The organism is Natrinema versiforme JCM 10478, assembly GCF_000337195.1.
GTDB classification, from domain to species: Archaea; Halobacteriota; Halobacteria; order Halobacteriales; family Natrialbaceae; genus Natrinema; species Natrinema versiforme.
The window spans coordinates 1-26,395 of sequence record NZ_AOID01000012.1 but is presented as its reverse complement, the minus strand read 5'-3'; the positions used below and the strand labels follow the sequence as shown (position 1 = coordinate 26,395).

At 64.5% G+C, this 26,395-nt stretch carries 27 protein-coding genes and 1 pseudogene; 11 read left to right on the top strand and 17 right to left on the bottom strand.

Features of this window, described 5'->3' with window-relative positions:
• Positions 1-41 precede the first annotated feature (41 nt).
• The 4 genes from C489_RS03130 to C489_RS03115 all read right to left on the bottom strand — a co-directional run bounded on the left by C489_RS03130 (position 42) and on the right by C489_RS03115 (position 2,904).
• Positions 42-320: a UPF0058 family protein gene (locus tag C489_RS03130; RefSeq protein WP_006429684.1), complete on the bottom strand. Its 279-nt coding sequence runs from the start codon at positions 318-320 to the stop codon at positions 42-44.
• Positions 321-388: 68 nt separating this feature from the next.
• Positions 389-1,030 (bottom strand): DUF998 domain-containing protein, encoded by a 642-nt coding sequence (locus C489_RS03125; RefSeq protein ID WP_006429683.1) that lies wholly within the window; start codon positions 1,028-1,030, stop codon positions 389-391.
• A 128-nt stretch (positions 1,031-1,158) separates the two neighbouring features.
• Entirely contained in the window at positions 1,159-2,331 is a 1,173-nt protein-coding gene (locus C489_RS03120; RefSeq protein WP_006429682.1) for an ABC transporter ATP-binding protein, read from the bottom strand.
• Between the two features lie 105 nt (positions 2,332-2,436).
• Entirely contained in the window at positions 2,437-2,904 is a 468-nt protein-coding gene (locus C489_RS03115) for a DUF5793 family protein (RefSeq protein WP_006429681.1), read from the bottom strand.
• 367 nt (positions 2,905-3,271) lie between these two features.
• Here C489_RS03115 and C489_RS03110 point away from each other — a divergent pair, with 367 nt between their 5' ends.
• The 4 genes from C489_RS03110 to C489_RS03095 are packed head-to-tail and all read left to right on the top strand — an operon-like array spanning position 3,272 to position 5,949.
• Positions 3,272-3,745: a 30S ribosomal protein S15 gene (locus C489_RS03110; protein ID WP_006429680.1), complete on the top strand. Its 474-nt coding sequence runs from the start codon at positions 3,272-3,274 to the stop codon at positions 3,743-3,745.
• Between the two features lie 4 nt (positions 3,746-3,749).
• Complete coding sequence (locus C489_RS03105) at positions 3,750-4,982, top strand: hypothetical protein (RefSeq protein WP_006429679.1); 1,233 nt, start codon at positions 3,750-3,752, stop codon at positions 4,980-4,982.
• On the top strand, positions 4,979-5,311 hold the full coding sequence (locus C489_RS03100; RefSeq protein ID WP_006429678.1) for a KEOPS complex subunit Pcc1: 333 nt from the start codon (positions 4,979-4,981) through the stop codon (positions 5,309-5,311). Before C489_RS03105 ends, C489_RS03100 begins: the two co-directional genes overlap by 4 nt.
• Positions 5,308-5,949 carry a 30S ribosomal protein S3ae gene (locus C489_RS03095; protein WP_006429677.1) on the top strand — a complete coding sequence of 214 codons (642 nt, stop codon included), beginning with the start codon at positions 5,308-5,310 and terminating at the stop codon, positions 5,947-5,949. Before C489_RS03100 ends, C489_RS03095 begins: the two co-directional genes overlap by 4 nt.
• A 145-nt stretch (positions 5,950-6,094) precedes the next feature.
• Here the strand turns inward: C489_RS03095 and C489_RS03090 are convergent, their stop codons facing one another.
• Entirely contained in the window at positions 6,095-6,400 is a 306-nt protein-coding gene (locus tag C489_RS03090) for a putative quinol monooxygenase (RefSeq protein ID WP_006429676.1), read from the bottom strand.
• Between the two features lie 119 nt (positions 6,401-6,519).
• Complete coding sequence (locus C489_RS03085; protein WP_006429675.1) at positions 6,520-6,954, bottom strand: cupredoxin domain-containing protein; 435 nt, start codon at positions 6,952-6,954, stop codon at positions 6,520-6,522.
• Between the two features lie 109 nt (positions 6,955-7,063).
• Between C489_RS03085 and C489_RS03080 the strand changes: the two genes are divergently transcribed.
• Positions 7,064-7,789 carry a protein sorting system archaetidylserine synthase gene (locus C489_RS03080; RefSeq protein ID WP_006429674.1) on the top strand — a complete coding sequence of 242 codons (726 nt, stop codon included), beginning with the start codon at positions 7,064-7,066 and terminating at the stop codon, positions 7,787-7,789.
• Positions 7,790-7,855: 66 nt separating this feature from the next.
• Positions 7,856-9,211, top strand: coding sequence for a HEAT repeat domain-containing protein (locus C489_RS03075; RefSeq protein ID WP_006429673.1), 1,356 nt, complete (start codon positions 7,856-7,858; stop codon positions 9,209-9,211).
• A 55-nt stretch (positions 9,212-9,266) separates the two neighbouring features.
• On the opposite strand, the gene C489_RS03070 is transcribed toward C489_RS03075, so the two are convergent.
• Complete coding sequence (locus C489_RS03070; RefSeq protein WP_006429672.1) at positions 9,267-9,563, bottom strand: hypothetical protein; 297 nt, start codon at positions 9,561-9,563, stop codon at positions 9,267-9,269.
• Positions 9,564-9,667: 104 nt separating this feature from the next.
• Between C489_RS03070 and C489_RS03065 the strand changes: the two genes are divergently transcribed.
• On the top strand, positions 9,668-11,497 hold the full coding sequence (locus tag C489_RS03065; RefSeq protein WP_006429671.1) for a phospholipase D-like domain-containing protein: 1,830 nt from the start codon (positions 9,668-9,670) through the stop codon (positions 11,495-11,497).
• Between the two features lie 86 nt (positions 11,498-11,583).
• Here C489_RS03065 and C489_RS03060 read toward each other — a convergent pair whose 3' ends face one another.
• The 7 genes from C489_RS03060 to C489_RS03035 all read right to left on the bottom strand — a co-directional run bounded on the left by C489_RS03060 (position 11,584) and on the right by C489_RS03035 (position 19,429).
• Positions 11,584-12,018, bottom strand: a complete 435-nt coding sequence (locus C489_RS03060) for a metal-dependent transcriptional regulator (RefSeq protein WP_006429670.1) — start codon at positions 12,016-12,018, stop codon at positions 11,584-11,586.
• Positions 12,015-12,152, bottom strand: coding sequence for a hypothetical protein (locus C489_RS21830; protein WP_160163629.1), 138 nt, complete (start codon positions 12,150-12,152; stop codon positions 12,015-12,017). Before C489_RS21830 ends, C489_RS03060 begins: the two co-directional genes overlap by 4 nt.
• Positions 12,149-12,643: a hypothetical protein gene (locus tag C489_RS03055; RefSeq protein ID WP_006429669.1), complete on the bottom strand. Its 495-nt coding sequence runs from the start codon at positions 12,641-12,643 to the stop codon at positions 12,149-12,151. The genes C489_RS21830 and C489_RS03055 overlap by 4 nt, the downstream gene beginning before the upstream one ends.
• A gap of 101 nt (positions 12,644-12,744) precedes the next feature.
• Entirely contained in the window at positions 12,745-14,016 is a 1,272-nt protein-coding gene (gene sufD / locus C489_RS03050) for a Fe-S cluster assembly protein SufD (protein WP_006429668.1), read from the bottom strand.
• Position 14,017: 1 nt separating this feature from the next.
• Entirely contained in the window at positions 14,018-15,448 is a 1,431-nt protein-coding gene (sufB, locus tag C489_RS03045) for a Fe-S cluster assembly protein SufB (protein ID WP_006429667.1), read from the bottom strand.
• Positions 15,449-15,507: 59 nt separating this feature from the next.
• Complete coding sequence (locus C489_RS03040; protein WP_006429666.1) at positions 15,508-16,419, bottom strand: ABC transporter ATP-binding protein; 912 nt, start codon at positions 16,417-16,419, stop codon at positions 15,508-15,510.
• Positions 16,420-16,690: 271 nt separating this feature from the next.
• Positions 16,691-19,429 (bottom strand): DNA-directed DNA polymerase, encoded by a 2,739-nt coding sequence (locus C489_RS03035; RefSeq protein ID WP_006429665.1) that lies wholly within the window; start codon positions 19,427-19,429, stop codon positions 16,691-16,693.
• A gap of 206 nt (positions 19,430-19,635) precedes the next feature.
• On the opposite strand from C489_RS03035, the gene C489_RS03030 reads away from it, so the two are divergent.
• The 3 genes from C489_RS03030 to C489_RS03020 are packed head-to-tail and all read left to right on the top strand — an operon-like array spanning position 19,636 to position 20,835.
• On the top strand, positions 19,636-19,821 hold the full coding sequence (locus C489_RS03030; protein WP_193364770.1) for a DUF7331 family protein: 186 nt from the start codon (positions 19,636-19,638) through the stop codon (positions 19,819-19,821).
• A gap of 49 nt (positions 19,822-19,870) precedes the next feature.
• Positions 19,871-20,377 carry a DUF7322 domain-containing protein gene (locus tag C489_RS03025; RefSeq protein WP_049890532.1) on the top strand — a complete coding sequence of 169 codons (507 nt, stop codon included), beginning with the start codon at positions 19,871-19,873 and terminating at the stop codon, positions 20,375-20,377.
• Positions 20,374-20,835, top strand: coding sequence for a DUF7346 family protein (locus tag C489_RS03020; protein ID WP_006429662.1), 462 nt, complete (start codon positions 20,374-20,376; stop codon positions 20,833-20,835). Before C489_RS03025 ends, C489_RS03020 begins: the two co-directional genes overlap by 4 nt.
• A 38-nt stretch (positions 20,836-20,873) precedes the next feature.
• Here C489_RS03020 and rad50 read toward each other — a convergent pair whose 3' ends face one another.
• The 3 genes from rad50 to C489_RS03005 all read right to left on the bottom strand — a co-directional run bounded on the left by rad50 (position 20,874) and on the right by C489_RS03005 (position 25,404).
• Positions 20,874-23,561 (bottom strand): DNA double-strand break repair ATPase Rad50, encoded by a 2,688-nt coding sequence (gene rad50 / locus C489_RS03015; protein WP_006429661.1) that lies wholly within the window; start codon positions 23,559-23,561, stop codon positions 20,874-20,876.
• The gene (gene mre11, locus C489_RS03010; protein WP_006429660.1) at positions 23,558-24,988 is read right to left on the bottom strand and encodes a DNA double-strand break repair protein Mre11; all 1,431 of its coding nucleotides are present in this window, start codon (positions 24,986-24,988) and stop codon (positions 23,558-23,560) included. Before mre11 ends, rad50 begins: the two co-directional genes overlap by 4 nt.
• Before the next feature lie 146 nt (positions 24,989-25,134).
• Positions 25,135-25,404 (bottom strand): MarR family transcriptional regulator, encoded by a 270-nt coding sequence (locus C489_RS03005; protein ID WP_006429659.1) that lies wholly within the window; start codon positions 25,402-25,404, stop codon positions 25,135-25,137.
• A 772-nt stretch (positions 25,405-26,176) separates the two neighbouring features.
• Between C489_RS03005 and C489_RS20615 the strand changes: the two are divergent.
• Positions 26,177-26,395, top strand: a pseudogene (locus tag C489_RS20615) (IS6 family transposase); the annotation flags it as partial.

Genomic DNA, 26,395 nt, shown 5'->3' with positions numbered 1-26,395 from the left:
CAAGCGAGAACCACACTAAATACGTTTCGCCTAGAAACGGGCTATATTTTTGACTCTGCGTCCTCGGCAAGTTCCTTCATCCGCTTGCCGATCCGACCGGCACTCGAGAACTCGTCTTCGCTCATGGCACTCGCCAGCGCGTTCCCGAGGACGAAGACGGCGTGTTTGTGTTCGCTCTTCGATTTGTGGACGTGGGAGGGATCCACATCGAGTTGGCGATAGTGATCGAACAGGGTTTCGTCGACCTCCTCGCGATCCGAGAAGTACTCCATGATAACGACGAGTTCTTCGTGGAGCTCGAGAAGTTCGTCTTTATGCATATCCCCGTATAGGAGTGGTTTCGATTTAAGCGTTGTGTGGCCGAGCGTCGCAAAACCGGCCGGGATTTTCAACGGTTCGGTGCGGCCAGTTCGCCGTCGGGACGATGGCGGAGCGTGACCGCGAGGAGTAGGGTCCAGCCACCGAGAGCGACGGCAGCGACGAATTCGGGCACGGCAAACCACATGTTGGTGTCGACGCCGCCGATCGACAGCACCCACCCCAGCCAGGCGACGGGATGGACGTTTCCGAGCCAGAACGACGCCACCGCGAGCCGGGCGTCCCCGGCAAGCGCCGCCCCGGAGCCGTAGACCCATGCCGCGAACGGGGCCACGCCGAACACTGTAAGCGCCGCGAGGCCGTGCAGGCTCGTCTCGAGGTAGACGGCCGTGTGCTCGAGGAAGAAGACGCCGACACCGATCATTCCGACGACGGTGAGCGCGAGCAACAGTGTGCCGAGGCGCTCGAGGGTGTTCCGGCTCGCGCTCCACAGCCGCCAGCCGAACGGGAGTCCGAGCAGCCCGCCCGCGATCAGCCCACCGTTGAACAGCGGGAACGTCGGCGCGCCGTAGCGACCCATATCCGAGAGGGCCCGTCCCTGCCACGTGAACGTCTCGGTCGGGGCGACGATCGTCGCGAGAACGATCGCGCCAAGCGAGACGATCGGGCTGGCGATCCCGCAGTACGTCGCGATGTGCCGCCGGTCTGCCATACGCTGGCTCGCGGGCCCCTGTATATTAACGTGACTGTTCGGAACGTTGATTCGATAGGACTGGGCCGGTGGCGGAGCGAGAGAAGGGGAAATACTGACTCTGCCGAGAGCGCAGCGGGGCCGGACGGTTAGTCAGCGCCGGCAGGGGTCACGTCCGTCTCCGCGTCGACGCCCTCGCGGTGGTCCGCGGGGAACCACGCCAGTTCGTGATCTGCGGTGACGCGGACGCCGACGCGCTCGTCGAGGTCGATGCGGTCGGAGTGGTTGTGCATGCAAGCGATGGTCTCGCCGCCGTCGAGTTCCACGCGGTAGAGAACTGTCGGGCCGAGGTACCGCCGGTAGACGACGCGCCCGTCTGCCTCCGATTCGTCGGTGGGGAAGGCCGTCACGTCGTCCGGGCGTACCAAGAGATCGACATCGCTGCCGTCGTACTGGTGGGCCAGACCGTGGACATCCTCGCGGGGCACGTGGCCGAGCGCGGTGTCGACGTGATCGTCGCGGACCTCGCCCGAGAGGAAACTGGCGTGGCCGAGAAACCCTGCGACGAACCGCGATTCGGGCTGCTGGAAGACCTGCTGGGGCGTGTCGATCTGCTCGATGTCGCCGTCGTTCATCACGGCCACCCGGTCGGAGATCGACAGCGCCTCCTCCTGATCGTGCGTGACGGAGATGGCGGTGACGCCGGTTTCCTTGATGATTCGGCGGACCTCCTCGCGCATCTCGACGCGTAGGTCGACGTCCAAGTTCGAGAAGGGTTCGTCGAGCAGGAGCATCTCCGGTTCGGGAGCCAGCGACCGCGCGAGCGCGATCCGCTGTTGCTGGCCGCCGGAGAGTTCGTCCGGATAGTCCGCGCCGTGGTCCGCGAGCCCGACGAGTTCGAGGAGTTCGTCGACGCGCTCCTCGCGTTCGGCCTCGTCCCAGTCTTTCAGACCGAAGGCGACGTTCTCGTGGGCGGTCAGATGCGGGAACAGCGCGAAATCCTGAAAGACGACGCCGACGCCGCGTTCCTCCGGCGGGACGAAGCGGCCGTCGCCGGCGACGGGTTCGTCTTGGAGCGTGACCGTCCCGGCGTTCGGTCTCTCGAGGCCGGCGATCAGACGCAGCGTCGTGGTTTTCCCACAGCCCGACGGACCGAGCAGCGTCAGGATCTCCCCGTCGCGAACGGACAGCGAGAGGTCGCCGATGACATCCTCGCTGCCGAATCGTTTCGCGACACCGTCGAGTTCCAGAACCGTCTCCGCGGCCGTCGATTCCCGGGGCTCGTCCTCGACCGCCGTCGTGAGTAGCTGTCCGTTCGCCATGAATCAACTCCGGCGTCTGCCGGTGTACGTTCGCTTTAGGCGGCCCTAAAACACTTATAGCTGCCGGTCCGATCCCGGTCAGTAAGAAATCCCCCGGCGCGCGGATTACAGTTCGACGCCGCTGGGGATCAAGCTGTGCTGGCGGAGCAGGCTCCCTTCGTCGTCGTAGACGAGAAACGTTCGTTTGTCGTAGGTGACGAACGGCTCGCCGTCGAGCGTGAGTTCGACCTCGTACCGGCCCTCGTCGGCGGCGTCCTCGCCGTAGCCCCGCGCGGCCCGGATGAACTGGAGGACGTCCTCGGCGTCTTCGTTGAGTTCGAGAATGAACTCGCCGGTGACGCGGTTGGTCACGCTCACTACCCCCGTGGTATCGTCCCCGAGCGGCCCTTGCAGTCGGAGGGCCGCGTCGGTTTCGCTCGCCTCGAGAACGTCTCCGCCGGGACCAGTGAGGCGCTCGCGTAGCATCGTCGCCGGGCCGGTGAAATCGATCGATACCGCGGGCTTTTCGGGTTCACCGCCGGTTTCGACCCAGTCGATATTGGTGACGTCTAACGTGAAGTGCTCGCGCCTCATTCCGTACCGTAACTTCGGACTCCCGCGGTATGAACGTAACGCACGATCACTCATCGGACAGAACAGTTCCACAAGTTGTCATCTAAGCAGCAGAGTAAGCAGCCGGATATCGGGTCGGCTCTCCCGAGAAGCCCACTCGCGTCGGGACGTGTCGTCTGATCGGTACTCGAGCGAGAATCGGCGGTGCCGGCGATGTAGAAACCCTTTAGTCCCCGACGAGGGAAGGACCGGTGGGAAGCGCACGGCCGCAAATCCGACTGCGCCATCCGCTCTTTGGGGTGGCTTGGGATTGCGGAAGTGCACGGCGAGAGCCAGATGTTGTCTTCGACAGCATCCCGAGCGGTCAGTGCGATTCCTATCCTCAACAATGGCACGAATGCACACCCGCCGTCGCGGCTCGTCCGGTTCGGACAAGCCGTCGGCAGACGAACCGCCGGAGTGGAGCGACGTCGACCCAGCAGACATCGAAGACCGGGTCGTCGAACTAGCAGAGCAGGGTCATGAGCCGAGTCAGATCGGGATGAAGCTGCGTGACGAGGGCGTCACCGGCACGCCCGTTCCGGACGTCAAGCTGGCGACCGGGAAGAAGATCACCGAGATCCTCGAGGAGAACGACGCGCGAGCGGACATCCCCGAGGACCTCTGGAGCCTGATGGAACGAGCAGTGCGCCTGCGCGAACACATGCAGGAGAACCAGCAGGACCACCAGAACAAGCGCGCCCTGCAGAACACCGAAGCGAAGGTTCGACGCCTCGCCGACTACTACCGCGGCGACGAACTCGAGCCGGACTTCACGTATACGCCCGAGCTCGCCCAAGAGCTCATCGAAGACGCCGAATAAGTAGATGTCCACCGAGGGTCGATCCGCCGAGCCGGTGTCCGCCACGAGCGCACTCGAGAGCGCCGGCTTCGTCCGGATCGTCGCCCGCGCTGACGGCGACGCACTCGCAGCGAGTGGCCTCCTCGCGAGCGCCCTCGCCGAGCGCGAGACGCCGTTTCAGGTGACCGTCGGACGGACGGTCGCGGAGCGCTCCGAGCGCGCTCGAGCGCCGACCAACGACGGCGACGTGACGGTCGTCGTCGGCACCGCCGACGCGGTCGCCGACGGCGAGCACGTCCTCGAACTCGAGGCGACGGACCGACCCGCAGCACTCGACGCCGTCGACCTCGTCCGCGAACTCGGTGCGACGCCGGACCCGGTGCTCGCACTCGCCGGCTTCGTCGCCAGTGGTGGCGACCCCGGTGCGGGCGAGAGCGAGTGGCTCCTCGAGACCGCGCGCGAACGCGATCTCCTCGAGCGGCGACCGGGCGTCGCGGTACCGACCGCGGACCCGATCGACGGGCTCGCGTACTCGACGCGCCTTCGCGCCCCGTGGTCGGGCGATCCCGACGCGGCCCGCGAGGCGCTTTCGGACGCCGATGTCGGCGATCCCGACGCGCTCGACGCGGACGATCACCGCGCGATCGGCTCGCTCGTCGCACTCGACGTCGTCGGTGCCGACGAGGCTACCGACGCCGCCGCGGAGACGATCGGCCGGGCGTTGCGGCCCGACGCCACGCCCGAGGCCCCCTTCGCGACGCTCGGCGGCTTCGCCGACGTGCTCGAGGCGCTGGCACGAACCGACCCCGGAACGGGGACGGCGCTCGTGCTGGGCCACGACGTTCGCGAGCCCGCACTCGAGGCGTGGCGCGAGTACGGACGCCGCGCTCACGCGGCCCTCGAGTCGGCGTCGACCGGTCGCTACGATGGGCTCTTCGTCGTCGGAATCGACGACGGCCCCGTCGAAGCGGTCGCACGGGTTGCGGCGGCCGCCCGGTCACCGGAACCGACCGTCCTCGCCGTCGGAAACGGCGAGGCCGCCATCGCGACTCGCGAGCCCGGCTCCCTCGGCGCGACCGTCGAGGGGGTCGCTCGCGAACTCGCGGGCACTGCAACAGGGCCGGACCCAGAAGCCGACGACAACTCCGAGACCGGCACCGGCGTCGAGTACGACGTCGGCCACCGGCGCGGCTACCTTCGATACGACCCCGACGTGGACGAATCGACGATTATCGCGGCAGTGAGGGACCTGCTATGAGCCGGCGCGCGACGATCAGGACGGAACACGACGACGCGGACGTACTCGCGCGGGCGCTCAGCCCCGATAACACCGACGAGATGACGACGACCGTCGAGCGCGACCGGAGCGACGCGACGGGAGACGACGACCACGCGGCCGCGGTCGTCACGCGGATCGACCGCGAGACGACCAGCGGGCTCCGGGCGACGGTCGACGACTACGTCGTCAACCTCGAGGTCGCGATCGATATCGTCGAGCAGGGACGACCCGGACAGCGCGACGAACCGACGGACACGGGACCTGTGTCCGACACCGACAGCGACTCAGAACACGACACAACACAATGAGTGAACGATCAGTTTCACGTGCGAAACAGGAAAAGCGGTGGTACACCGTTCTGGCACCCGAGCAGTTCGACCGCCAGGAACTCGGCGAAACCCCCGCTGACGAACCGGAGAAAGTCTACGGCCGAACGCTCGAGACGACGCTCGGCGAACTCAACAACAACGCAAGCGAGAACAACACGAAGCTCACCTTCAAGATCACGGACGTGGGCAGCGACAGCGCCTACACCGAATTCGTCGAACACTCGCTGACGCGGGACTACCTGCGCTCGCTCGTTCGACGCGGCGCATCCAAGATCGAGGCCTACGTCACCGTCCTCACGACGGACGACTACCGCGTCCAGATCCAGCCCGTCGCCTTCACGACGAAAAAGGCCGACGCGAGCCAGGAGAAGGCCATCCGCGAACAGATGGTCCAGATGATCGAAGAGGCCGCCGAGGAGCACTCCTTCGAGGAACTCGTCGACAGCGTCGTCGAGGGGCGTCTCTCCTCGGCGATCTACGGCGAGTCCAAGACGATCTACCCGCTGCGACGCGTCGAGATCCAGAAGACCACCCTCGAGGCCCACCCCGAGGAAGTCGCCGAAGAGGAAGCGACCGCGGTCGACGTCGACGACGAAGACATCGCGACGAGCGACTGAATCGACGGCGAATTCGTTCGAAGTTCCTCGAGACCCGTTTCGATATTTTGCGGCAGTTCGATGGCGTGCTGACCGGAGAGCGTCGCGGCTCCGAACGCAGTCACAGTCCGAAACCTGATCCCTCGGCAGTGAGGTGGCCCTGTGTTCAGACCTCGACGTCTTCTGCCGACTCGACGTCGAATCTGGTAACGTCGGGTTCGCCGGCGAGGAGGTCGGGGAGCGCCGCCGCGAACTCCTGGAAGTGCTCACTCTGGCCGTGTTCGGCGAACGCGGCCTCGTCTTCGTACTGCTCGAAGAACCGGACGAGGTTCGGGTCGGAGACATCCGTCGCGGCCCGGTAATCGATCACGCCGTCTTCGGTCTGGGACTCTGCGACGAGGTCGTCGATCAACTCGAGTGCGTCGTCGCGGCGGTCGGGGTCGAGCGGAAAGCTTGCGTGAATAACGATCATTACGGCAATGACATACGTCCGTCGGGGGATAAACGTGACGTGGCCCTACCGGACTCGAGGTACAGTGCGGTACGGTGGGTGTGCCGGGACGCCCCGGACAGTGGCGCGTCGGCGGGCCGTTACTCAGTAACGACGATTTCACCGACCATCTGGGCTCGCTCGTGGGGGATACAGAAGTAGTCGTAGGTGCCCGGGACCTCGAAGGTGTGTTCGTACGTATCGCGCGTCTCGAGTTCGCCGCCGTGGTCGTCCCACGCGTCGTAGGCGGCCGACTGGCTCTCGTAGCCGCCCGACGCGAAGTACTCGGCCTCGTCCGGAATCTTGCTCTCGTAGGCCGTGACGGTGTGATAGGCCTCGCTGGTGTTCTTCCAGACGACCGTGTCGCCGACTGAGACCTCGTAGCTCTCGGGAGTGAACTCGGTGCGACTCATCCCGATATAACAGTCCTCACCGCTGCAGGACTCGTCGTCGAACGCACTGCGGACGGACGAACACCCCGCAAGACTGGCCGACACGGCGGTTCCGACGGCGGCGAGATAGACGCGCCGTTGCATACGTGATCGTTAGGCGAGTCGCGGTATAATCGCCCCGGTTCAGTTCTCGAAAGCGGCGATCCCGTGGAAACGAAAACACGTAAGGTAACGCCCCGTCGAATCCGGGCATATGCTTCCCCGGTTCGCCGGTCGGCTCGGTGTCGCCGACGCGGTGACGATCGCAAACGCCGCGCTGGGGTTCGTCGCGGTCGTCGTCGCGGTCGTCGACATCGAACTCGCCGCCCGACTCATCCTGCTGGCGGCGATCGCGGACGGCCTCGACGGCATCCTCGCGCGCCGCTACGGCGGCACCGACGCCGGCCCGTACCTCGATTCGCTCGCCGACGTCGCCTCCTTCGCCGTCGCCCCCGCAGTGCTCTCCTTCGTCGTCGTCACCGACGGCCTCGAGGTCGGATTCGACGCGATCTCCCCCGTGCTGCTGGTCGTGACCGCGGTCTGTGCGCTGTTCGTCGCGATGGCTGTGACTCGGCTGGGGATGTACACCGCCTACGACATCTCCGGCAGTCACACCGAAGGTGTCCAGACGACGCTGGCCGCGACCGTTTTGGGCGCGGCCATCCTCGCGGGCGAGACCCAACCGTGGCTCGTCCTCGCGGTCACCGGCGCGTTCTGTTACCTGATGGTCTCTCGGATCCAGTACCCCGACCTGCTGGCTCGAGACGCCGCGATCATGGGCGTCGTCCACGCGCTCGCGATCCTCGTACCGAATGTCGTCGGTCGAACGTTTCCCTACGCCCTCCTGACGCTCGGACTCGCCTACATGGCACTCAGCCCGTGGCTCTACTGGGGCGACGCCGAGCGGACCGGCGAGGTCGACGTGCATGGAAACGCTTAGGGCCGTGCTGACACGACCGTAGAGTATGTACACTGTCACGCGTCGGCGTCGTCCCGAGGTGGGACTATGAGCGAGGACGAGGCGACCGGTGACGACGCGGCCGCCGAAGGGGAAGCGGACGAGGCGGAACAGTCGGTCGACCTCGAGGCCATCCGCGAGCGGCTCGAGGCCCTCGCCGCCGACCTCGAGGAACTCGATTCGAACCTCGAGGCAGCCGAGACCGAAGACGACCTCGATGTCGTCGAAGCCGACCTCGACTCCTTCCGGACCGAACTCGAGAGCGTCGAGGTGCCGGAACCGCGCGAGACCGACGACGAGGACGAGGAGGAAGACGAGGAACCCGCGCCCGAAGAGGAACTGCAAGACGAGTACGACGAGATCGAGAGCGATCTCTCCGATCTCGAGTCAGATCTCGAGGACCAGCGCGGTCCCTACGGCGAGGACGTCGTGGGCGAGATCGACGGCGCGAGCGGGACGATCACGGGAACCCGCTGGACCGAGGAGGGCAACGCCGAACTGATCGAGGCGGTCGACGACTTCCTTGACGACCTGAACGACCTGCTCGGCAGTTCGGTCACGCTGGTCAACGAGGGCGAGACGGTCCCCGACCAGTTGGACGCGACCCTCGACGACGCGGCCACAGCCGTCGAGGACGCCGCCCTCGACGCCGACGACGACGCCGAAACGATCGCCGGGCTGCTCGAGGCCACCGACGATCTCGAGAGCGATATCGACGACGCGACCGAATGGACCGACCTCGAGATCCGCGAACAGCTCCGCCGCGAGGGCTACTACGACGTGCTCGACCACGTCAAGGACTTCCCGCCGGAGTGGCACGCGCTCAAGGTCCACGAGAAACAGGGCAACGTCGATCAGATCCTGCTCGCGCTCGATACCTTCGACTCCGATTTCATGGAGGAACACTGTCTGGAGTCCCTCGAGCGCATGGGTTCCAGCGCGGAGCCGGCCATCGACGCGATGCTCCAGAAGGCGAACCGTCGCGATCAGGCCGCGATGCGTATCCTCGGGAAGATCGGCGTCGAGACCGAGGAAATCGTCGAGACGCTGGTCGATTACGTCGACTCCAATCCGAACCTCCAACAGCCCGCGTTCCGCGCGCTCGGCGAGATCGGGGCCACGGACGCTGTCGAGCCGATCGCCCAACAGCTCGTCGCCGACGAGGCCGACGTTCGCAGCTGGGCCGCCCGCGCGCTCGGCCTGATCGGCGATACCCGCGCCATCGACCCGCTCGCGGACGTCCTCGAAGACGACGACTCCGACCGCGTCCGGGCCAGCGCCGCGTGGGCGCTCAACCGGATCGGCACCCAAGACGCCCTCGAGATCGTGGCCGACTACGACGACGACCGCGCGTATCTCGTCCAGGCCGAAGCCGAGAACGCCGACCTCGAGCCCGCGGCCTGACGGCGTCGACGGACCCTTTATCGCGTTCGAAACGGCTCGGCTGGAGAACCGACGATCAGTCGTCTGACCGCTCGGGCTGTAACTGCCGGACGAGGTTCAGATGCATCAGGTGGAGGTGCATCCCGATCCCGTACAGGATGGTGCCCAGCCCGACGAACGTCAGCGGCATGAGTATCGCCTCGACCGCCTGCGACGGGCTGTCGAGGTTCGCGGGGAGGACGACACCGACGGCCAACAGAAACGCGGTCAGAATGATCACCAGTCCGAGACGCACTGCCCGGGAGTACCGGCCGACCCGCTGAATTCGCGCTTCGACCTCCGCTCGAGAGGGTGGTACCGTCTCGCGATCCATGGCGTACTAGTGTCGGACGGGGCCCTTTAACGTCACACCGTCACGGGCCGACCCGTTCTGGTCGCTCCGACGATTTAAGTACGAACGGCGGGCCAGACGGAGCGATGGACACCCGTCGAGCCGCGGTCGCGGCCGTAGTCGTCTGTGGACTCGTCGCCGGGACCGCGCTACTGGCGGGGTTTGCGATCGCCACCGAACCCGAACCGGCGGTAGTCGACCGAGCAACTGCTCGAGCGTCCGCCCAACCAGCCGCGAACGCGACTGCGCTCGCCTGTCCGCCGCGAGCGGGCGATGCGAACGTCTCGACCGCTAGCGCACCGACGGAACCGCGGATCGCCGGCCTCTATCCGAACCCCACGACCGACGGGAACGTCGGCGAGTTCGTCGTCCTCGAGACGCCGCCCGAAACCCGCCTCGAGAACGTGACACTCACGGACGGCCACACGACGGCGACACTGCCGAACGAGACGGTTTCCGGACGCGTCGCGGTGAGCACGGCTCCGAACGTCACGCAGACGCTGACCGACGCGCCGGTCCTCGAACTCGAGGGCCATCTCCAACTCGCGACCGACGGGGACGACCTCCGGCTGCGAAACGCGACGGCCACGATCGATTCGGTCGCCTACGAGCGCGCACCGACCGCGGAACAGTGGTACCGAACCGCCAGTGACGGCGACGAGCGGCCGACGCAGGGCCAGTGGTGGCCGCGTGACGCGACCTGTCTCCCCGTCTCGAGCAGCGAGATCGACGACGCCACGGCGTTCGTTCTCCCCGACGAGCCCGAGGTCCCGCGAGAAACGATTCGAAACGCCGACGACCGGCTCCTGCTAGCCGGCTACACCGTCACCTCCGACGCGATCGCCGCCGACCTCGTCGCCGCGGCCGAGCGCGGCGTCGACGTCAGGGTGCTCCTCGAGGCGAGCCCGGTCGGCGGAACCCCGGCACCGACCGAGGGTGTCATCGAGACGCTCGAGGCAGGCGGCGTCGAGGTGCGAGCCATCGGCGGGGAGGCCGCACGGTACCGATACCATCACCCAAAATACGCCGTCGCCGACGACCGCGTGCTGGTCACCAGCGAGAACTGGAAGCCGTCGGGCGTCGGCGGCGAGAGCAGCCGCGGCTGGGGCGTCCGGCTTGCGGACGAAACCCTCGCAGCCGACCTCGCGGCCGTCTTCCGTGCCGACTTCGAGGGTCGGGATACGGTGTCCGGCGATACCTATCGCACGACCACCTCGTTCGTCGAGGAAGACAGTCAGGACTTCGCGGCCACCGATTCGAGCGCCGAATTCCCGACGAATCACGAGGCGGCGACGATCCCCGTCGAGTCGGCCGAACTCCTGCTCGCGCCGGACAACGCCGACCGGCGGTTGCAGGAACTGCTGGCCGGCGCTGACGACGAAATCCTCGTCATCCAGCCCAGTATCGCCGCCGACGTCTCGGTGCTCGAGGAGACGCTCGCGGCGGCCCGCCGCGGCGTCGATGTCCGGATCCTGCTCGGATCGACGTGGTACAACGCCGACGAGAACGAGGCGCTGGCGGCCGACCTCGAGCGGGTCGCCGAGCAGGAAGACATCCCGCTCGAGGTCCGCCTCGTCGAGGACACCGACCGGTTCGAGAAGATCCACGCTAAGGGCGTCGTGATCGACCGCGAAATCGCGGTCGTCGGGAGCGCGAACTGGAATGGGAACTCGCTCGAGAACAACCGCGAAGTGCTCGTCGCGCTTCACGGGGACGAAGTTGCGGGCTACTACGCCGACGTGTTCGACGCCGACTGGTCGGGCGACTCGTGGTCGTTCCCGGTCGGGCTGGCCGTGGCGGTCGCCGTCGCCCTCGCGGCCGCCGCGCTCATCGGGCGTCGCTACATTCGATTCGGCGACCGTCCCGAAGTCGGGGACATCGATCCGGTCGAGCCGGGGTCCGGAAACGAAAAGTAAGCGTCATACGGTCTGCTGTAAGTCATTTCCGGCGCGAACGTGATTCGGCCTGCGGTCGCGCCGATAAATCGTTACAGCAAACCGTATCAGTCCGCGCGGCCGCTGGCCTCGAGTTCGAGCAGTTCACAGCAGTCCTGCTCGGCGTCGAAACAGTCGGGACACTGGTCTGGACGGTCGATGATCGTATCCAGCCGTTCGGCGACCGTGTCGTCGATGACGCTCTCGAGTGCGCGAGCCTCGTCGCGGAACTCCTCGACTTCGAGGACGTTGGCGAGGAACCGCTCGATGATACAGTAGGTCTGCAGTGCGTTGTGGGCGCGCTCGAGCCCCTCGTCGGTCAGGCTGGCACCCTTGTACTTCTCGTGGTCGACGAGTTCGCGGTCCTCGAGTTTCCCGATCATCTCGTTGACGCTCGCCGGGCTCACCTCGAGTAAGTCCGCGAGCGTGCCGGTCGATGCGGGACCGTCCTCGATTCGTTGCGCCAGATAGATCGCCTTGAGATATTGATCTGCGGTGTTCATAGCGTCCCTCCGTCGGTCGCGTCGCGTGCCGCGTCGGTCCCTCGCCGGAGTACCCGAACCCGGGAATCGGTGCGCGTCTCGACTGCACCGCCGTCGACGGCCGCGGCCGCCGCGGTGGCCGTCGCCCCGATCATGCTCTGTGCTCCATGATCTCGGTCACTTCCTCGACGCCCTCTTTTTCCTCCTCGCGGATAGCAGAGAGGGTCTCGAGCAGTCGGTCGCGATCGACGGCGAACTCCGAATCGGAGGCCTCGATCGCCTCGATCAGGTCGTCGTAGAACTTGTAGGCCGTCTCCTCGTTCGCCAACTGATCGTAGAGGACTCCGTCCGTGTCCTCTGGCGGCCCGTACTGGGCGTCGACCAGTGCATTGATTTCCTCGTATCCGACCGTTTCGGCCTCGAGATCGTCGATCAGCGCCTCGAGTCGCTCGCGGTGCTCGGCCGACTCCGCGGCGGCCTCCGCGAGCAACTCTTCCACCTCCTCGTCGAACTCCGCTCGCTCCGCCGGCGGGAGCGAGTCGATGTGGTGGGCGGCGCGTGACTCGACGAGTTCCTCCAGCACGACCCCGATCTGTAGCAATCGGGTCAGCTGGTGGTCGCTCGAGACACGCTGTCCCAGACTCATATCACCACAAGAGAGCCGCTGTTACTTAGTCGTCTCGGAGCACGGACAGCGAAAACGCGAGAAACGGCGCTTAAAATCGGATTCGACAGCGGCGACAGCGGTTAGTCGCGCTGGCGGAGTCGAGCGCCGATCAGTTCCGTGAGATCGTCGCGGAGTTCGTCGACGTCGACTTCCTCGAGGACGGGCACGAAGAAGCCCTCGACGAGCATGTTCCGTGCGGCCCGCGGGTCGACACCGCGAGAGGTCATATAGAACAGGTCCTCCTTGTCGATCTGGCCGACCGTCGCGGAGTGGCTGGCCTCGGTGTCGTGGTTGTTGATGATCAGCTTCGGGGAGGCGTCGGCCTCGCTCTCGTCGCTGAGCATCAGCGTGTTCTCGCGCTGGTAGGAGCTGGTGTCCCACGCGTCGGAGCCGACGTCCTGGACGCCCTCGTAGACCGAGCGGGCGATGTCGTCGGTGACGCCGCGGGTGACGAGGTCGGCGGTCGTGTGCTCCGCACGATGCCAGACCTTCGCGTCGAGGTCGAAGTGCTGGTCGTTGTGGCCGTAGAAGGCCCCGACGATCTGGGTCTCCGAGGAGTCGCCGCGAAGCTCCGTCGAGACCTCGGTCTTGGTCAGCTGGGTCCCGAGGTTGCCCTCGATCCAGTCGATCGTGGCGTAGGTGTCGGTGACGCCGCGCTTGACGGTGAAATTGTAGGCCTCCTCCGAGAGGTTCTGGAGGCTGCCGTACTGGACGTAGCTGTTCTCGCCGGCGGCGACCTCGACGATGCCGCTGTAGTACTGCTCGTCGGCCGCTCGCGGCTCATCGCCGCTCGCACTGCTCGAGGCGCTACGCGCCTCGCTGTCTTCGCCGGTCGACTGGCGCTCGAGGATCGTGACCGAGGACGATTCCTCGGTGACGACGAGCGTGTAGTTGAACAGCGAGCGGGAGTTCTGCTCGGTCCGGATGGCGACGTCCTCGGCGTCGACGCCTTCGGGGACGTAGATGACCGTTCCGGTGCTAAACAGCGCCGTCGAGAGCGCCGTCAGGTAGTTCTCCTGGGGATCGACGATGCTACCGAAGTGCTCCTTGAGGAGCTCCTCGTGCTCGTCGACGGCCTCGGTCCACGAGAGCACGTCGGCCTCGTCGGGACCGACCTGGTCCTTGTTCTCGGCCGCGTTCAGCGGGTCCACCAGCGACTCGAAGTCGAGTTCGTGGAGGTTCGTCCAGTCTCGACCCGGCGTCCGGATGACATCCGGCATCTCGAGCTCCTCGAGGGCCGCGAGGGCCTCGAGTCGGGTCTCCGTGAGCCAGTCGGGCTCGCCGAGGTCCCCGCTGATTTCGCGTACCTGTTCTTCGGTCAGATTGGCGTGTACCTGTGTTCCTGCGCTCATATTATCCGAGGCTCCCCTCCATCTCGAGTTCGATGAGGCGGTTGAGTTCGACCGCGTACTCGATGGGCAGTTCCTCCGTGATCGGCTCGATGAAGCCGGCGACGATCATCTTCTTGGCGTCGTCGTCGTCCAGTCCGCGCGACTGGAGGTAGAAGATGTCCTCGTCGCCGATCTTGCCGACGGTCGCCTCGTGTGCGACGTCGACCTTCGACTCCTCGATCTCCATGTACGGCATGGTGTCCGACGTGGACTCGTTGTCGAACATCAGCGCGTCGCACTCGACGGCGGTGCTTGCGTTCTCGGCACCGTCGGCGATGTGGACGAGGCCGCGGTAGTTGGTGCGGCCGCCGTCCTTGGAGATCGACTTGGATTCGATGGTCGAACTCGTCTCGGGCGCGTTGTGGTAGACCTTCGCGCCGGTGTCGATGTCCTGGCCTTCGCCCGCCAGGGCGATGGTGATGTGGGTGTCAGTCGAGCCGCGACCCTTGAGGATCGTACACGGGTAGAGCATGGTCACTTTCGAGCCCATGCTGCCCGAGACCCACTCCATCGTGCCGTTCTCTTCGCAGATGGCACGCTTGGTGTTCAGGTTGAACGTGTTCTTCGACCAGTTCTGGACGGTCGAGTACTGGACGTGAGCGTCTTCGCCGACGAAGACTTCCACTCCTCCGCTGTGGAGGTTGTGGGTCCCGTACTTCGGGGCCGAACAGCCCTCAATGTAGTGGACCTCCGAGCCCTCCTCGGCGATGATGAGCGTGTGCTCGAACTGGCCCATCCCCTCGGAGTTCATCCGGAAATAGGCCTGCACCGGCATCTCGACGGTGACGTCTTCCGGCACGTAGACGAACGACCCGCCGGACCAGACGGCCCCGTGCAGCGCGGCGAACTTGTTGTCGCTTGGCGGCACGCAGGTCGTCATGAAGTGCTCTTTGACGAGCTCGGGATGTTCGCGGACGGCCTCATCCATGTTACAGAAGATGACGCCTTTCTCCTCCCACTGCTCTTGCATGTTCTGGTAGACGACCTCGGACTCGTACTGGGCACCGACGCCCGAGAGGGCGTTCTTCTCCGCTTCCGGGATGCCGAGCTTGTCGAACGTGTCCTGAATCTCGTCGGGCAGCTCCGTCCAGTCGTCGACGCCTTCGCGCTTGTCGACGTCCGGTCGGATGTAGGGAATGATTTCTTCGACGTCCAGTTCGGAGAGGTCGGGCATGCCGGGCCAGTCGGACGGCATCGGCATGTTGTGATACTGCTCGAGGGCGCGGAGACGCCGCTCGAGCATCCAGTCGGGCTCGTCCTTGTCGTCGGAGATCATTCGAATGACCTCTTCGGTCAGGCCTTTGCCGGATCGGACCGCGGAGTTCTCCTCTTTCTTGAACTCGAATCGGGCCTCGGTGTCTGTCTCTTGTAGGTGGTCTTGATCTGAACTCATGATTGATGTAGTTGTGTTTACGGCTGTAGCGTTATTACGGTTGTTCTAGTCGAATCCGGTTACGCGGTGCCGTAGACCTCTTCGCGGACCCAATCGTACCCCTTGTCCTCGAGTTTCTCGGCGAGCTCCGGCCCGCCGCTCTTGGCGATCTGGCCGTCGAGCATCACGTGGACGTGATCGGGCTCGACGTAGTCGAGGATGCGCTGGTAGTGGGTGATCTGGAGGATCCCGGTGCCCTGCTCGTCGCGCAGCGCGTTGATCCCGCTCGAGACATCCTGTAGTCGGTCGATGTCGAGCCCGGAGTCGATCTCGTCGAGAACGGCGACCGAGGGCTCGAGGATGGCGGCCTGCAGCACTTCGTTTTGCTTTTTCTCCCCGCCGGAGAAGCCGGCGTTGAGGTAGCGCTGGGCGAACTTCTCGTCCATGTCCAGTTGCTCCATCTTCTCCTGGAGGATCTGCTGGAACTCGGCGACGCCGACTTCGCCCTCGTCGACGTCTCCCTCCATCGGCGAGTTCTCGAAGCCTTCGTCGTCCTCCTCGGCGTCAGCCTCACCGTCCTCGTCTTCGAAGAGCTCCTCGCGCTCTTCGATCTTGGCGTTGAGCGCCGTGCGGAGGAAGTTCGTCATCGTGACGCCCTCGATCTCGGCCGGATACTGGAAGCCGAGGAAGATGCCGAGCGCGGCGCGCTCGTTGGGCTCGAGGTCCAGCAGGTTCCACGTGCGCTGGTCCTCGTCGATCTCGATGTCTTCGCCGAACTCCTCGTCCTCGAGGTGAAGCAGAACTTCACCGTCGGTGACCTCGTAGGCTGGGTGGCCGGCGATGACCTTCGCGGTCGTTGACTTCCCGGACCCGTTCGGTCCCATCAGGGCGTGGATCTCGCCCGACCGAACCTCGAGGTTGACGCCCTCGAGGATCTTCTCGTCGCCCTCCGCTACTTCCGCGTGCAGGTTGTTTAGTTCGAGACGTGCCATAGTATTCGCTCATCCAAAAGGTGGGTCGTATGACTGATAACGGTTTCGTATCCAATTGGATACAGTCTCACATTCGCAAAATAATTTTTCTATTCGAAAACCAGCCTTTGGGTAGGAGGAGGAATACCGCCATACGGACCCTCGTTCACCGGTGAAATCGGCGGGCTGTGGGAACGGATCGAGCGGCCGGTCTGGCCTCCGAAGACGGCAGTGTAACTCGTCGGAGTGTCAGCGATAGAAGGCGACGGGCGGGACTCGGCGGCTCCGCGCGTTACATATAGGAGTCCAACCCTGTCTGCTCTTGCCCGCTTTTCACTTCTTCCCACGAAATTCCCAGTGCCTCGAGGATCCGCTCGATCGGCCCCTGCAGCGTCTTCTCGAGCATCTTGTCGTAGTCGACCTCGAACTCCTCGGGGATCTGGTCTTCGTACTCGAAGCAGATAACGTCGGGATCGCGCTTGAACGCGCCGTAGAGCGGGTCCGTGCGGGCGTCAAACCCGTCTTCCGCTTCGAGTCGTTCGAAGAACGACGGATCGATCCGGTCGAGGTAAAGCCGCTTCGGCTTGCTCCCGCGTTGGAAGTTGGTTCCGAGCAGCAGGTTGGCGTACTTCGCGCCCCTGACCTGTGCCGTGTCGGTGTCGTAGTTGTCCAGTCGCTTGCCGATTCCGCCCGGGATCGCGATGTCCTCGAGCGAGATATCCCCCTCGCGGACGTCTTCGATGACGCCGTTGACGTACTCCTTTGCGCCCTCGACGTCGCCCTCGCGGACGATCATCTCGATGACCCGGTGTTGGACCTCCTTGGTGATCGGGGCGATGTCCGAGCGCTGGTACTCGAAGCCGACGATGTCGACGTCGTCGACGTCTTTGCCTTCCTTCCAGGTGATGTGGCCCGCGTAGCGTTTCTTCTTGCCCGCCTGGAAGAACCGCCGGTAGAGCTTCTCGAACTCGATCTGGAAGCGGTGTTCCTCGGCGTTTAAGTCCTCCTGTGCGAAGTCGTCGTAACGGCCGTTGATGTACTCCTCGATCTCGAAGGACTGCTCGAGGGCATCTTCTTTCGGAACGTCGGGACCGAGCTCGAGCATGACGCTGTCGGTATCTCCATACGTGACTTGATAATTAAGATCGTTTGCGGCTGAATCGGTAAATTCGATCACTTCGCGACCAGTAGCGGTGATTGCGGATGCTGCTTCTTTGTCATATAGACGGAATTGTTCCCACCCTGACACTCCGTATAGCGAATTCATAATAACCTTGACAGCTCCTTGCTGTCGGTCGTACTGCTCGTACTCGAGGCTTCCGGGTTCGTGTTCGTTTCGCAGTTCCTTCTTCTCCTCGCGCTCGGCGAGCAGTTCGGTAATCATCTCCCGCATGACGCCGTCGGGTTCCTTGCGGAAGTGGATCGGCTCGGGTTCGGTCGGCGCGATATACGTCTCCCCGTCGTACTCGTCGGGATCGACCTTCGTCTCGGGCGAGGCGTTGACCGTCGTCATACACATCGGGTACAGCGATTTCAGGTCCAGCACGGTGACGTTCTCCTTGACGCCCGTGATCGGCTCGAACACCGCGCCGCCCTCGTACTCCTCGCCGGCCTCCTGTTGGCCCTTCGAGGGGAGCGCGAACCGGCCGTGGGCCTCGTGGAGGACGTACATGTCGACCGCATCGCCCGGCGTCGGCGCGTCCTCTAACTTACAGCCGACGAACGAGCGCACCTCGTCCCAGAAGGGAACGATCTCCTGTTGCCGATCGAGTTCGACACACAGCTCCACGTCCCGGAGGTTGTACGCGAGCAACTGCGTCGGATCGCCCTCCCAGAGGTCACCGATGTCCCCGGCGTAGCGTTCCTTGCCGACGCCGAGCTCCGCCTCGCCGACGGCGTCGAGCCGGTAGGAGTCCAGTTCGGAGAAGACCATCCGTTGGTAGGCATACAGCAGGTCGAAGACGATGCGGCCCTTGATGTCGGGGCCGCCCCAGTTGCTCCGCCAGACCTCGTCGACCCGGGAGAGTTGGTCGATCGAGAGGTCGTACTCGTGGTGGGGTCCCGCGAGTTCCTCGAGCCGATCGAGGAAATACGGCGCGTCGAAGTCCTCGAAGTTCCAGCCCGTGAGGATGTCGGGATCCGTCGTGTCGATGTACTCGATGAAGGCCTCGAGCATGGCTTCCTCCTCATCGAAGCTACGGACTTCGTGCTCGATATCGCCCTCGATGGGATCGTAGTCCTCGATCTCGGAGGGAATCTCGCCGTCGCCGATCGGGGCCTCGTAGAGCCACATGATGTACTCGTCGCGGTAGGAGTCGTGGCTGGTGAGACAGACGATCGGTTCCTCGCCGTCCTCGGGGAAGCCGTGGCGGTCGTCGACCTCGATGTCGAACGTGTTGACCCGGGGATCGACGTCGACAGCGGCCGATTCGACCTCGTCGTGGGGGACGACGAGCGAGTCGTCCTCGGCGCGTCGCTCCGGCACGCGAAGCCCGCTGCGGATGTCCTTGTCGATCAGGAACCGGTTCGGGAACAGGATGTCGGCCTCGTAGTGCTCGAAGTCGTCACGCACCTGCCCGACGTCCCGCGGCGTCTGGCCGAAGATCTTGGTGAGTTTCTCGCCGCGGATGCTCTCGTAGGGCTCGCCGTCTTCGCCGACCTCTCGGCTCCCCGTCAGTCGGTCGTACTGCTCCTCGGGCGGCCGCTCGAGGGAATCCGTCGGCGCGTAGAAATACGGTTTGAACCCGACCACCTGTACGTGCTCGAGTTCGCCCTCGGGCGTGCGCCCGAAGACGTGCATGATTGGTCGCTCCTCGTCGCCGTAGCCGGCGATCGTGTAGTCGACTTGCATCACCGCGAGCTCGAGTTCGCCCTCGGGCTCGGGCAGCGTCTCCTCGACGACATCGATCACTTCCGCGGCGTTTGATCCGCCGTTGCCGGCGACGGCAACCGCCTCTTCCGCCGGCCGGTCGTCGCTCTCGTCGGAGTCGCCGCCGAACGCCGCGAGTCCGGTCTGGCCCGCCTCAGTCATGATACCGAGATTCGCAGTCGGCGGATAAAAACCCCTGCAATCCCCGCCTGCGTGATCGGTTCCACACTGCCGTCACCCGCCCTGATCGACGGTACTGGGACGCGGGTTCCGCCGATCGTTCATATTTAATGTGATACGTCATCCGGCCCCGACGGCTTGCGGGAGCAACAAGACATATAACTTGGTAACACATAGCACGGGATCAGGTGATCGATGTGTCCACCCATGTGAACGACGACGCGACGGATTCGAGCGAACCGAGTAGCGAGCCCGCGGGGACCGCAACGATCGAGTCCTACGAGACCGAGGACGGCGTGGTCTTCTATGACGCCGAGAACCCGCTCGCGTGGGTGGAGACCTCCCAGACGCTCACGCTCGCGGAGTTAGCCTAACGCCGTCGAAACGCGAACACTTTTCCTGTCGGTCTCCCTTCCGCCGAACGTGGTGTTCGACCCGTTCGAAGACGAGTCCGAGGACTGGGAGCCCGACGATCCCTACGACGATCCCGAGGACGCCTTCGAAGATCCGGACGACGATTCGCTGACGATTCCGAGCGTCGACACGGAGGACCTCGCCGCCGAGGCCGACGAGGAGTCGTCCCCGAACTCGGTCGACGTGCCGGCAGTGACAACCGACGAAACCGAGGCCCCGAACGACCTCCTCGAGGCGTTCTGGGTGCTCATCATCGTGATCAACGGCGCGCTGTTGGCTCTCGCGCTCGGCGTTCTGTTCTTGCTCTTCGAAGGCGACACGACGACGGGCGGGTGGCTGCTCGTCATCGGACTCGTGTTGAGCGGGTTCGCCGCTCGGCGATATTGGCAGTACCAACACACCGCCTTCGAGACGGACCCGCCGACCGACTCGGAGCCGACCGACGAATCCGAGACCGCGATCGAACCGGCCCCGGCGGACGAATCGAACACAGCAGACGACCCGACTCATTCATGAAATCCGTTCAGGACGACACCGGCAGACGATACCTCCTTCTCAAGCGATCGGACAGCGCGAGTCTCGTTCGCGATCCCGAAAACGGCAACGAGTGTTACATTCAGAACGATCGCCTCGAGGTCGTCGACGAGGAATCCCCCCTCGAGACGGCCGCTCGAAGCGTGGGCGACCCGATCCTGACGCTGCTGACCAACGTCCACGACGAGGAGACGCTCGGCCTGTTGGTCGAACTCGCAGAGCGCGGCCCGCTCGGTGTGCGGACCCTGCTCGACGGCTACGACTTCTGCGAGAGCGACCTCCACGGCCGGCTGACAGTGCTCTCGGCCGCGGGCCTGCTCGAGGAGACGGAGATTGCGGGCGAGCGCGGCTACCGGCTCACGGAGGACTGCGAGACCGCACTCGAGACGATTCGGCCGAGCCTCGAGGCGACGGACGAGACGGCAGCGACGGACTCCTGAGAGCGAGGCGGCCGAACCGAAAGCAGCGCAGAGTCGGTTTAATCCGAGGCGAGCAGTTCCGCTTCCGGCGGCTCGCCGCGCTCGAGTCGCGAGCGGTTTGACGTGGCGTCTTTTTCGACGCGGACGAGCGAGTCGGCCGCGCCGACCAGTTCCTCGTCGTGGCTGACGACGACGATCTGTTCGACGCCGAAGTCGTTGCGCATCGATTCGATCAACGAGACGAGTTGGGTGACGTGGCCCGAATCGAGGAAGACCGTCGGCTCGTCTAAGATCAGCGGCGGCATCGGCGCGGTTCCCTCTACGCCCTCGGCGAGCAGCCGATAGATCGCACACCGTAGGCTGAGGTTGAACAGCGCCCGCTCGCCGCCGGAGAGCTGTTCGGGCTCGAGCGCTTCGCCGTCCTTCTGATAGACCGTCAGCCGGTAGTCGCCGTCGAGATCGATCGCCGCGTAGGAGTCGTTCTGGTAGACCAAATCGAACGTCTCGTTGAGCAGCCGTTCGAGGGTCTCGACGTTGCGCTGGCGCAGTTCCGCCCGCAACTCCCCGTAGGTCGTCTGGAGCGTCTCGGCCTCGTCGTACAGCGATTCGAGGCGTTCACACCGGTCCTCGAGGCGCTCGCGGCGCTCGCGGAGGCGCTCGAGTTCCTCGAGTTCGTTCTCGACGGCACCGATCGCGTTCTGGACGCCGTTGCGTTGCTCCTCGAGTTCCGCGAGTTTGTCGTCGACCTGCTCGAGATATCCCTCGGCGTTTTGCTTGTCCTCGCGTGCGGTTTCGACCCGCTCCTCGTCGAACTCCGACTCGAGGTCGCGCTTGCGGTCGCGCTTTTCGGAGAGCCCCTCCCGGCGCTCGTCGTTCATCGTCTCCCAGTCCTGCCGTCGCTCGCGACGGGTCTCGATCTCGCTCTCGAGGCTCGCCCGTTCGTCGGCGATTTCCGAGACGCGTTCGAGGGACTCGAGGGTCTCCTTGATCTCGCTGCGTTCGGTGTTGATCTCCCCGAGTTCGGCCCGCGCGTCGTCGACAGCCGCTTCGCGTTCCGCTGCCGCCGCTCGCTTTTCGTCGGCCTCGGTTTCGTACTCGTCGGCGTCGTCCCGGCGTTGTTCGCGCTGGTCTCGCCGGTCCGCCAACGCTTCGCGTTTCTCCGCGAGCAGTTGCTCGATGTTGTCGCGGTTCTCCTCGAGTCGGTCGACCGTCCGCTCGACCTCCCGCAGGTCCTCGGCGCGGTCGATCCGCTCGCCGATCTCGTCGCGCTGGTCCTTGAGTTCCTCGCGCTCGGCCTCGAGGTCGGCGAGTTCGTCCCGCCGTTCATCGAGCACGTCGACGTGGGGCGAGTCCTCGACCGGTTGGCCGCACTCGGGACACTTGCCCTCCTCGAGCAGTCGTTCGCCCTCCTCGATGGCGGTCTCGGCGGTTCGAATGTCGGCGGTGAGATCGTTGATTTCCGAGACGACCTCCTCGCGTTCAGCCTCGAGTTCCGCAAGCTGTGAGTCGGCCTCGCCGAAGGCGATCGACGCGTCGTCGAACGTCGCCCGCGCGTCCGTGATCTGCTCGTCGAGGTCCTCGAGTTTCGACTCGCGCTCCGCGATCGTTTCCTCGTCGGCCTCGAGTTGCGCATCGAGTTCGTCGGCCTCTTCGCGAGCCGTCTCGGCCCGTTCCTCGAGGTCGTCGGCCTCGGACCGAAGGCGTTCGATCTCGTTGGTTCCTTCCGTGATCGTCACGCGAACGTCCTCGAGGTCGTCGCGGAGTTCCTCGTCGCGGGCCTCGAAGGCGGCGATTCGTTCCTCGACCACTTCCTCGTCGGGATCTGTGGCCTCGATGTCGGTCTCCGCGAGCAACTCGGCGCGTTCGTCCGCGAGTTCCTCGCGCCGGTCGCGGATCCGACTAATCTCGTCTTTCGCGTTCTCGCGCTTGCGTTCGGTCTCGGAGATCTTCGATCGAAGCTCCTCGATCTCTTCCTCGAGCGTCTCGATTTCCTCGCGAGTCTCCGCGTGGCGCTCGAGGACGTCCTCTGCCGTCTCGAGTGTCTCTTGGGCCTGCTCGCGTTGGGTTTCGTAATGCTCGATCTTCTCCGCAACGTCGGCGCGGCGGGACTCGAGGCTGTTCAGCCGCTCGTGGAGGTCCTTCGCTTCTTTCTGCTCGACCTGATTGCGGACGTCCTCGAGAACCTCACGCTGGCCGTCGAGCACCGTTTTGACGCCGAGTCGGGCCTCGCTGGCCCGCTCGCGGTAGTCCTCGAGCGCGCCCAGTTGGAGCAGGTCGTCGATCATGTCCTGCCGGTCGCTCGGCGAGGCGTGAATGAGCTTGTTGACCTCGCCCTGCCGGACGTATGCGCAGTTGACGAACGCCTCGGCGTCCATCCGCAGGAGTTCGGTCACCTCCCGGCGCACGTCGCGCGCTCCTTCGATCGTCTCGGTCGGGGTCTCGAGGACGCACTTCGTCGTGGTCGCGCGGTCGCCGCGCAGTTTGAGTCGACGCTCGACGTGATACTCGCGGTTGTCGTGGGTGAACCAGAGTTCGACCTCGGCCTCCTCCTCGCCGGTCGTGATCACGTCGTCTAACGTGCGGTCGTCCAGTGCTTTCGAGCCGTAGAGCGCGAAGAAGACCGCCTCGAGCAGCGTCGACTTCCCGCTGCCGTTGACGCCGTGGACGACGGTGACTCCGTGCTCGAGTGTGAGGTCCGCGTCGCCGTAGCACTTGAAGTTCAGCAGCCGAACGCGGTCGACTTTCACGCGAAATCACCCAGCGACGCGGTGTCGGCGTCGGCATCGGCATCAGTAGTTTCGTCGGTATCGGCGTCAGTGTCGCCGTCGCCGGTTGCGGCGTTGCCGGTGTCGGCGGTCGCGCTGTCGTCCGTGTCGGCAGCCGTCTCGCCCTCGATCTCGCCTCCGTTCGCCGCAGCCGCCGTATCGGCGTCACTATCCGCGGCTGCCGAGCCGGCTGACTCGGCTGCTGCCGCGTCTGCCGTCCCGCTCTCGCCCGCGAGCTGATCGGCGACCGTCGTCACGTCCTCGTCGCCCGGTTCCCGCTCCGGCGCGGGCTCGAACGACGACTCGTCGTCCTCGAGCAGGTCGCGAACCCGCCGTTCGACGGATTCGCGGACGTTCGAATCGGCGAGGTCGCCGCTCCGGACGGTTTCGTCGATCTCGAGTGCGGCGTTGCTGAGCCCCATCTCGCGCACCCGTTCGCGGACGGCGTCGTCCGGGTTCGCGAAGCTCACCGACACGTCCTCGTCTTCGTCCGGCAGGTCGCGGCGATCGTTGACGCGGGCGACGAGCGCCCCGCGGTCGATCGCGAGTTGCTCGACCGCGGCCGGCGCGATGGGGCGGCCCTCGCCCTCGACGGTGACGATGACGACCGCGTCCTCGAGGTCGTGCTGGCGGACGCGTTCCTGTACTCGGTCGACGCCTTCGCCCTCCGCGAGGTCGGCGTCGACGAAGACGAACTCGCGGGTCGAGGAGAGGCCCCGGCGGCTGATCGCGACCTCGTCGTCCGCGAAATCGACGAGGTTGTAGCCCCGGTCCTCGCGCTCGCTGGCGCTCGCGCGCTCGGTCGACCCGCAGTAGGTGACCCACGTATCGAGGACCTCCGCAGTGTCCGGTTTGTGGTTGTCCCCCAGCAACACGGCGTCGAAATCGACCGTGGACTCCTCGAGGACCGTCTCGGTGTCCCAGTCCGCGTGCGCGAAGGGTTCGAAGAGGCCGTGGCTCACCAGGGTTGCGTACGCCACCTCGCCCGGAACGGGGTCGAAATCGTAGGTCAGATCGTCCCGGCGAGAGCGGGGGACGAAGTCCAGTCCGTAGAGGGCAACGTCGTCGACAACGACCGGCTCGGCACCGAGCCGGGTCGCGAGTCCGAGATCCGCAAAGAGATCGAGCCACTGGGCGTCGCGTTTCGACTCGTGGTTACCGACGACGGCGAGAAAGGGGATGTCGGCGTCTGCGAGAACTCGGAGGATGTCGACGGTTCCCTGCAGGTCGACCAGTCCGGGCCGGCGGTCATGAAAGAGGTCACCGGCGTGGACCACCGCGTCGACATCATCCGCGACCGCGTCCTCGACGACGGTCCGGAACGCCTCGAGGAAGTCCTGTCGTCGCTCGGGCGAATTGTACTGCTGGTACCCGAGGTGGGTATCGCCCGTGTGTAGTACCCGCGTCATTGGCCAGTCGTTGGCGAGCCCGCCCTAAAGGGGTTCCGTGACCGAGGCGAAAGTAAAAGAGACAGTTCGGGCGAACTCGAGATGGCCGCTACCACAACGAGAAAACCGAAGCGAGAACGGCCGAAACCGATAGCGACGGACGCCAGTTACGACTCGATATCGAGGCTGTACAGGCGCTTGCGGGCATCGGAGAACGAAAAGCGCGAATCGATGACGTTCTCCTCGTCGAGTCGGTTGAGCGCGTACCGCACGGTCCGGGAGGGCAGGAGCGTCTCGTCGGCGATCTGTTGTTGCGTCATCGTGTCGTTGTACTCGAGGACCTTCGCGACGAGCTTCGCGCTCGGCGGCAACTCGCGCACGTCGTCCCACGTTCCCCGCTCGCCGGTCTCCTGTCGAAGCGACTCTGAAGCACTCATCCTGTCTCCCCATTCCGAATACAGGATAATAATATTTCCTATTCAGATTTATGCCTCTAGGTTATTATACACAGGTAATGAGTGTCATCTATTCAGATTCAACATGAGGATAGCTGGAATGACGGATAATTGGAGAAATAGACGAATACTACAAGGATTATCTGACAGACCTGTGCACTACTAGAGAACAGTTTCAATTGGTTTAGATGTCCTGTTTATCGTCCAACACCCAATTATCGGCCAAGGTCGGGAGGTCGTACGAAACAGGTGTTCCGATGTTCAGACTGATGTTGGACGGGTCCCACGACTTCCCGCCGACACTCCAGTTGTGGCTGTACTCTCCACGGAGGTTTCCCTGCGAACTAATTTGTCGACGAAGTTTGAGTTTGAGTCTTCCGCGTCCGTTAAGTGCAAACAGCGGAGCCGGATTGTTGCCCGGTGGTGCAGAGCGAGTGACCGTATCATCGTAGCTGACTGTGACGCCTTCAGTACCATCGCTGAGATTCGGACTCTCGATTGCCGTCACGCCGTATTCATACTGGTTATCGACACTTCCGCCAAAGTCGAGATGACCATTATGGATGACCGAGCCCGTAACCAGCCCGAATACGTTTGACTCCCAGTAGATGGGTGCTGTTTCGTTAAGCGTGAAAAGTGAGGCGGCACGATTTTGTGGTGCTCTATGCCAAAAATCGACCGCCTCAGTGGGTGTAGCGACNGGTGCTGTTTCGTTAAGCGTGAAAAGTGAGGCGGCACGATTTTGTGGTGCTCTATGCCAAAAATCGACCGCCTCAGTGGGTGTAGCGACTGGGTCGATTTGAGTTTTGTGGAGCGAGAGCGGACACCACGCCAGCTGATGGAACTCGGTATTCGACTCCATCTTGCTGGGCTATCGCTTTCGAATACCGTTCGAGAATTAGAGAAGTTTGGTGTCGAACGCAGTCGGAAGGCAGTTCACGATTGGGTTCACAAGTGTGATCTACAGCCGGCA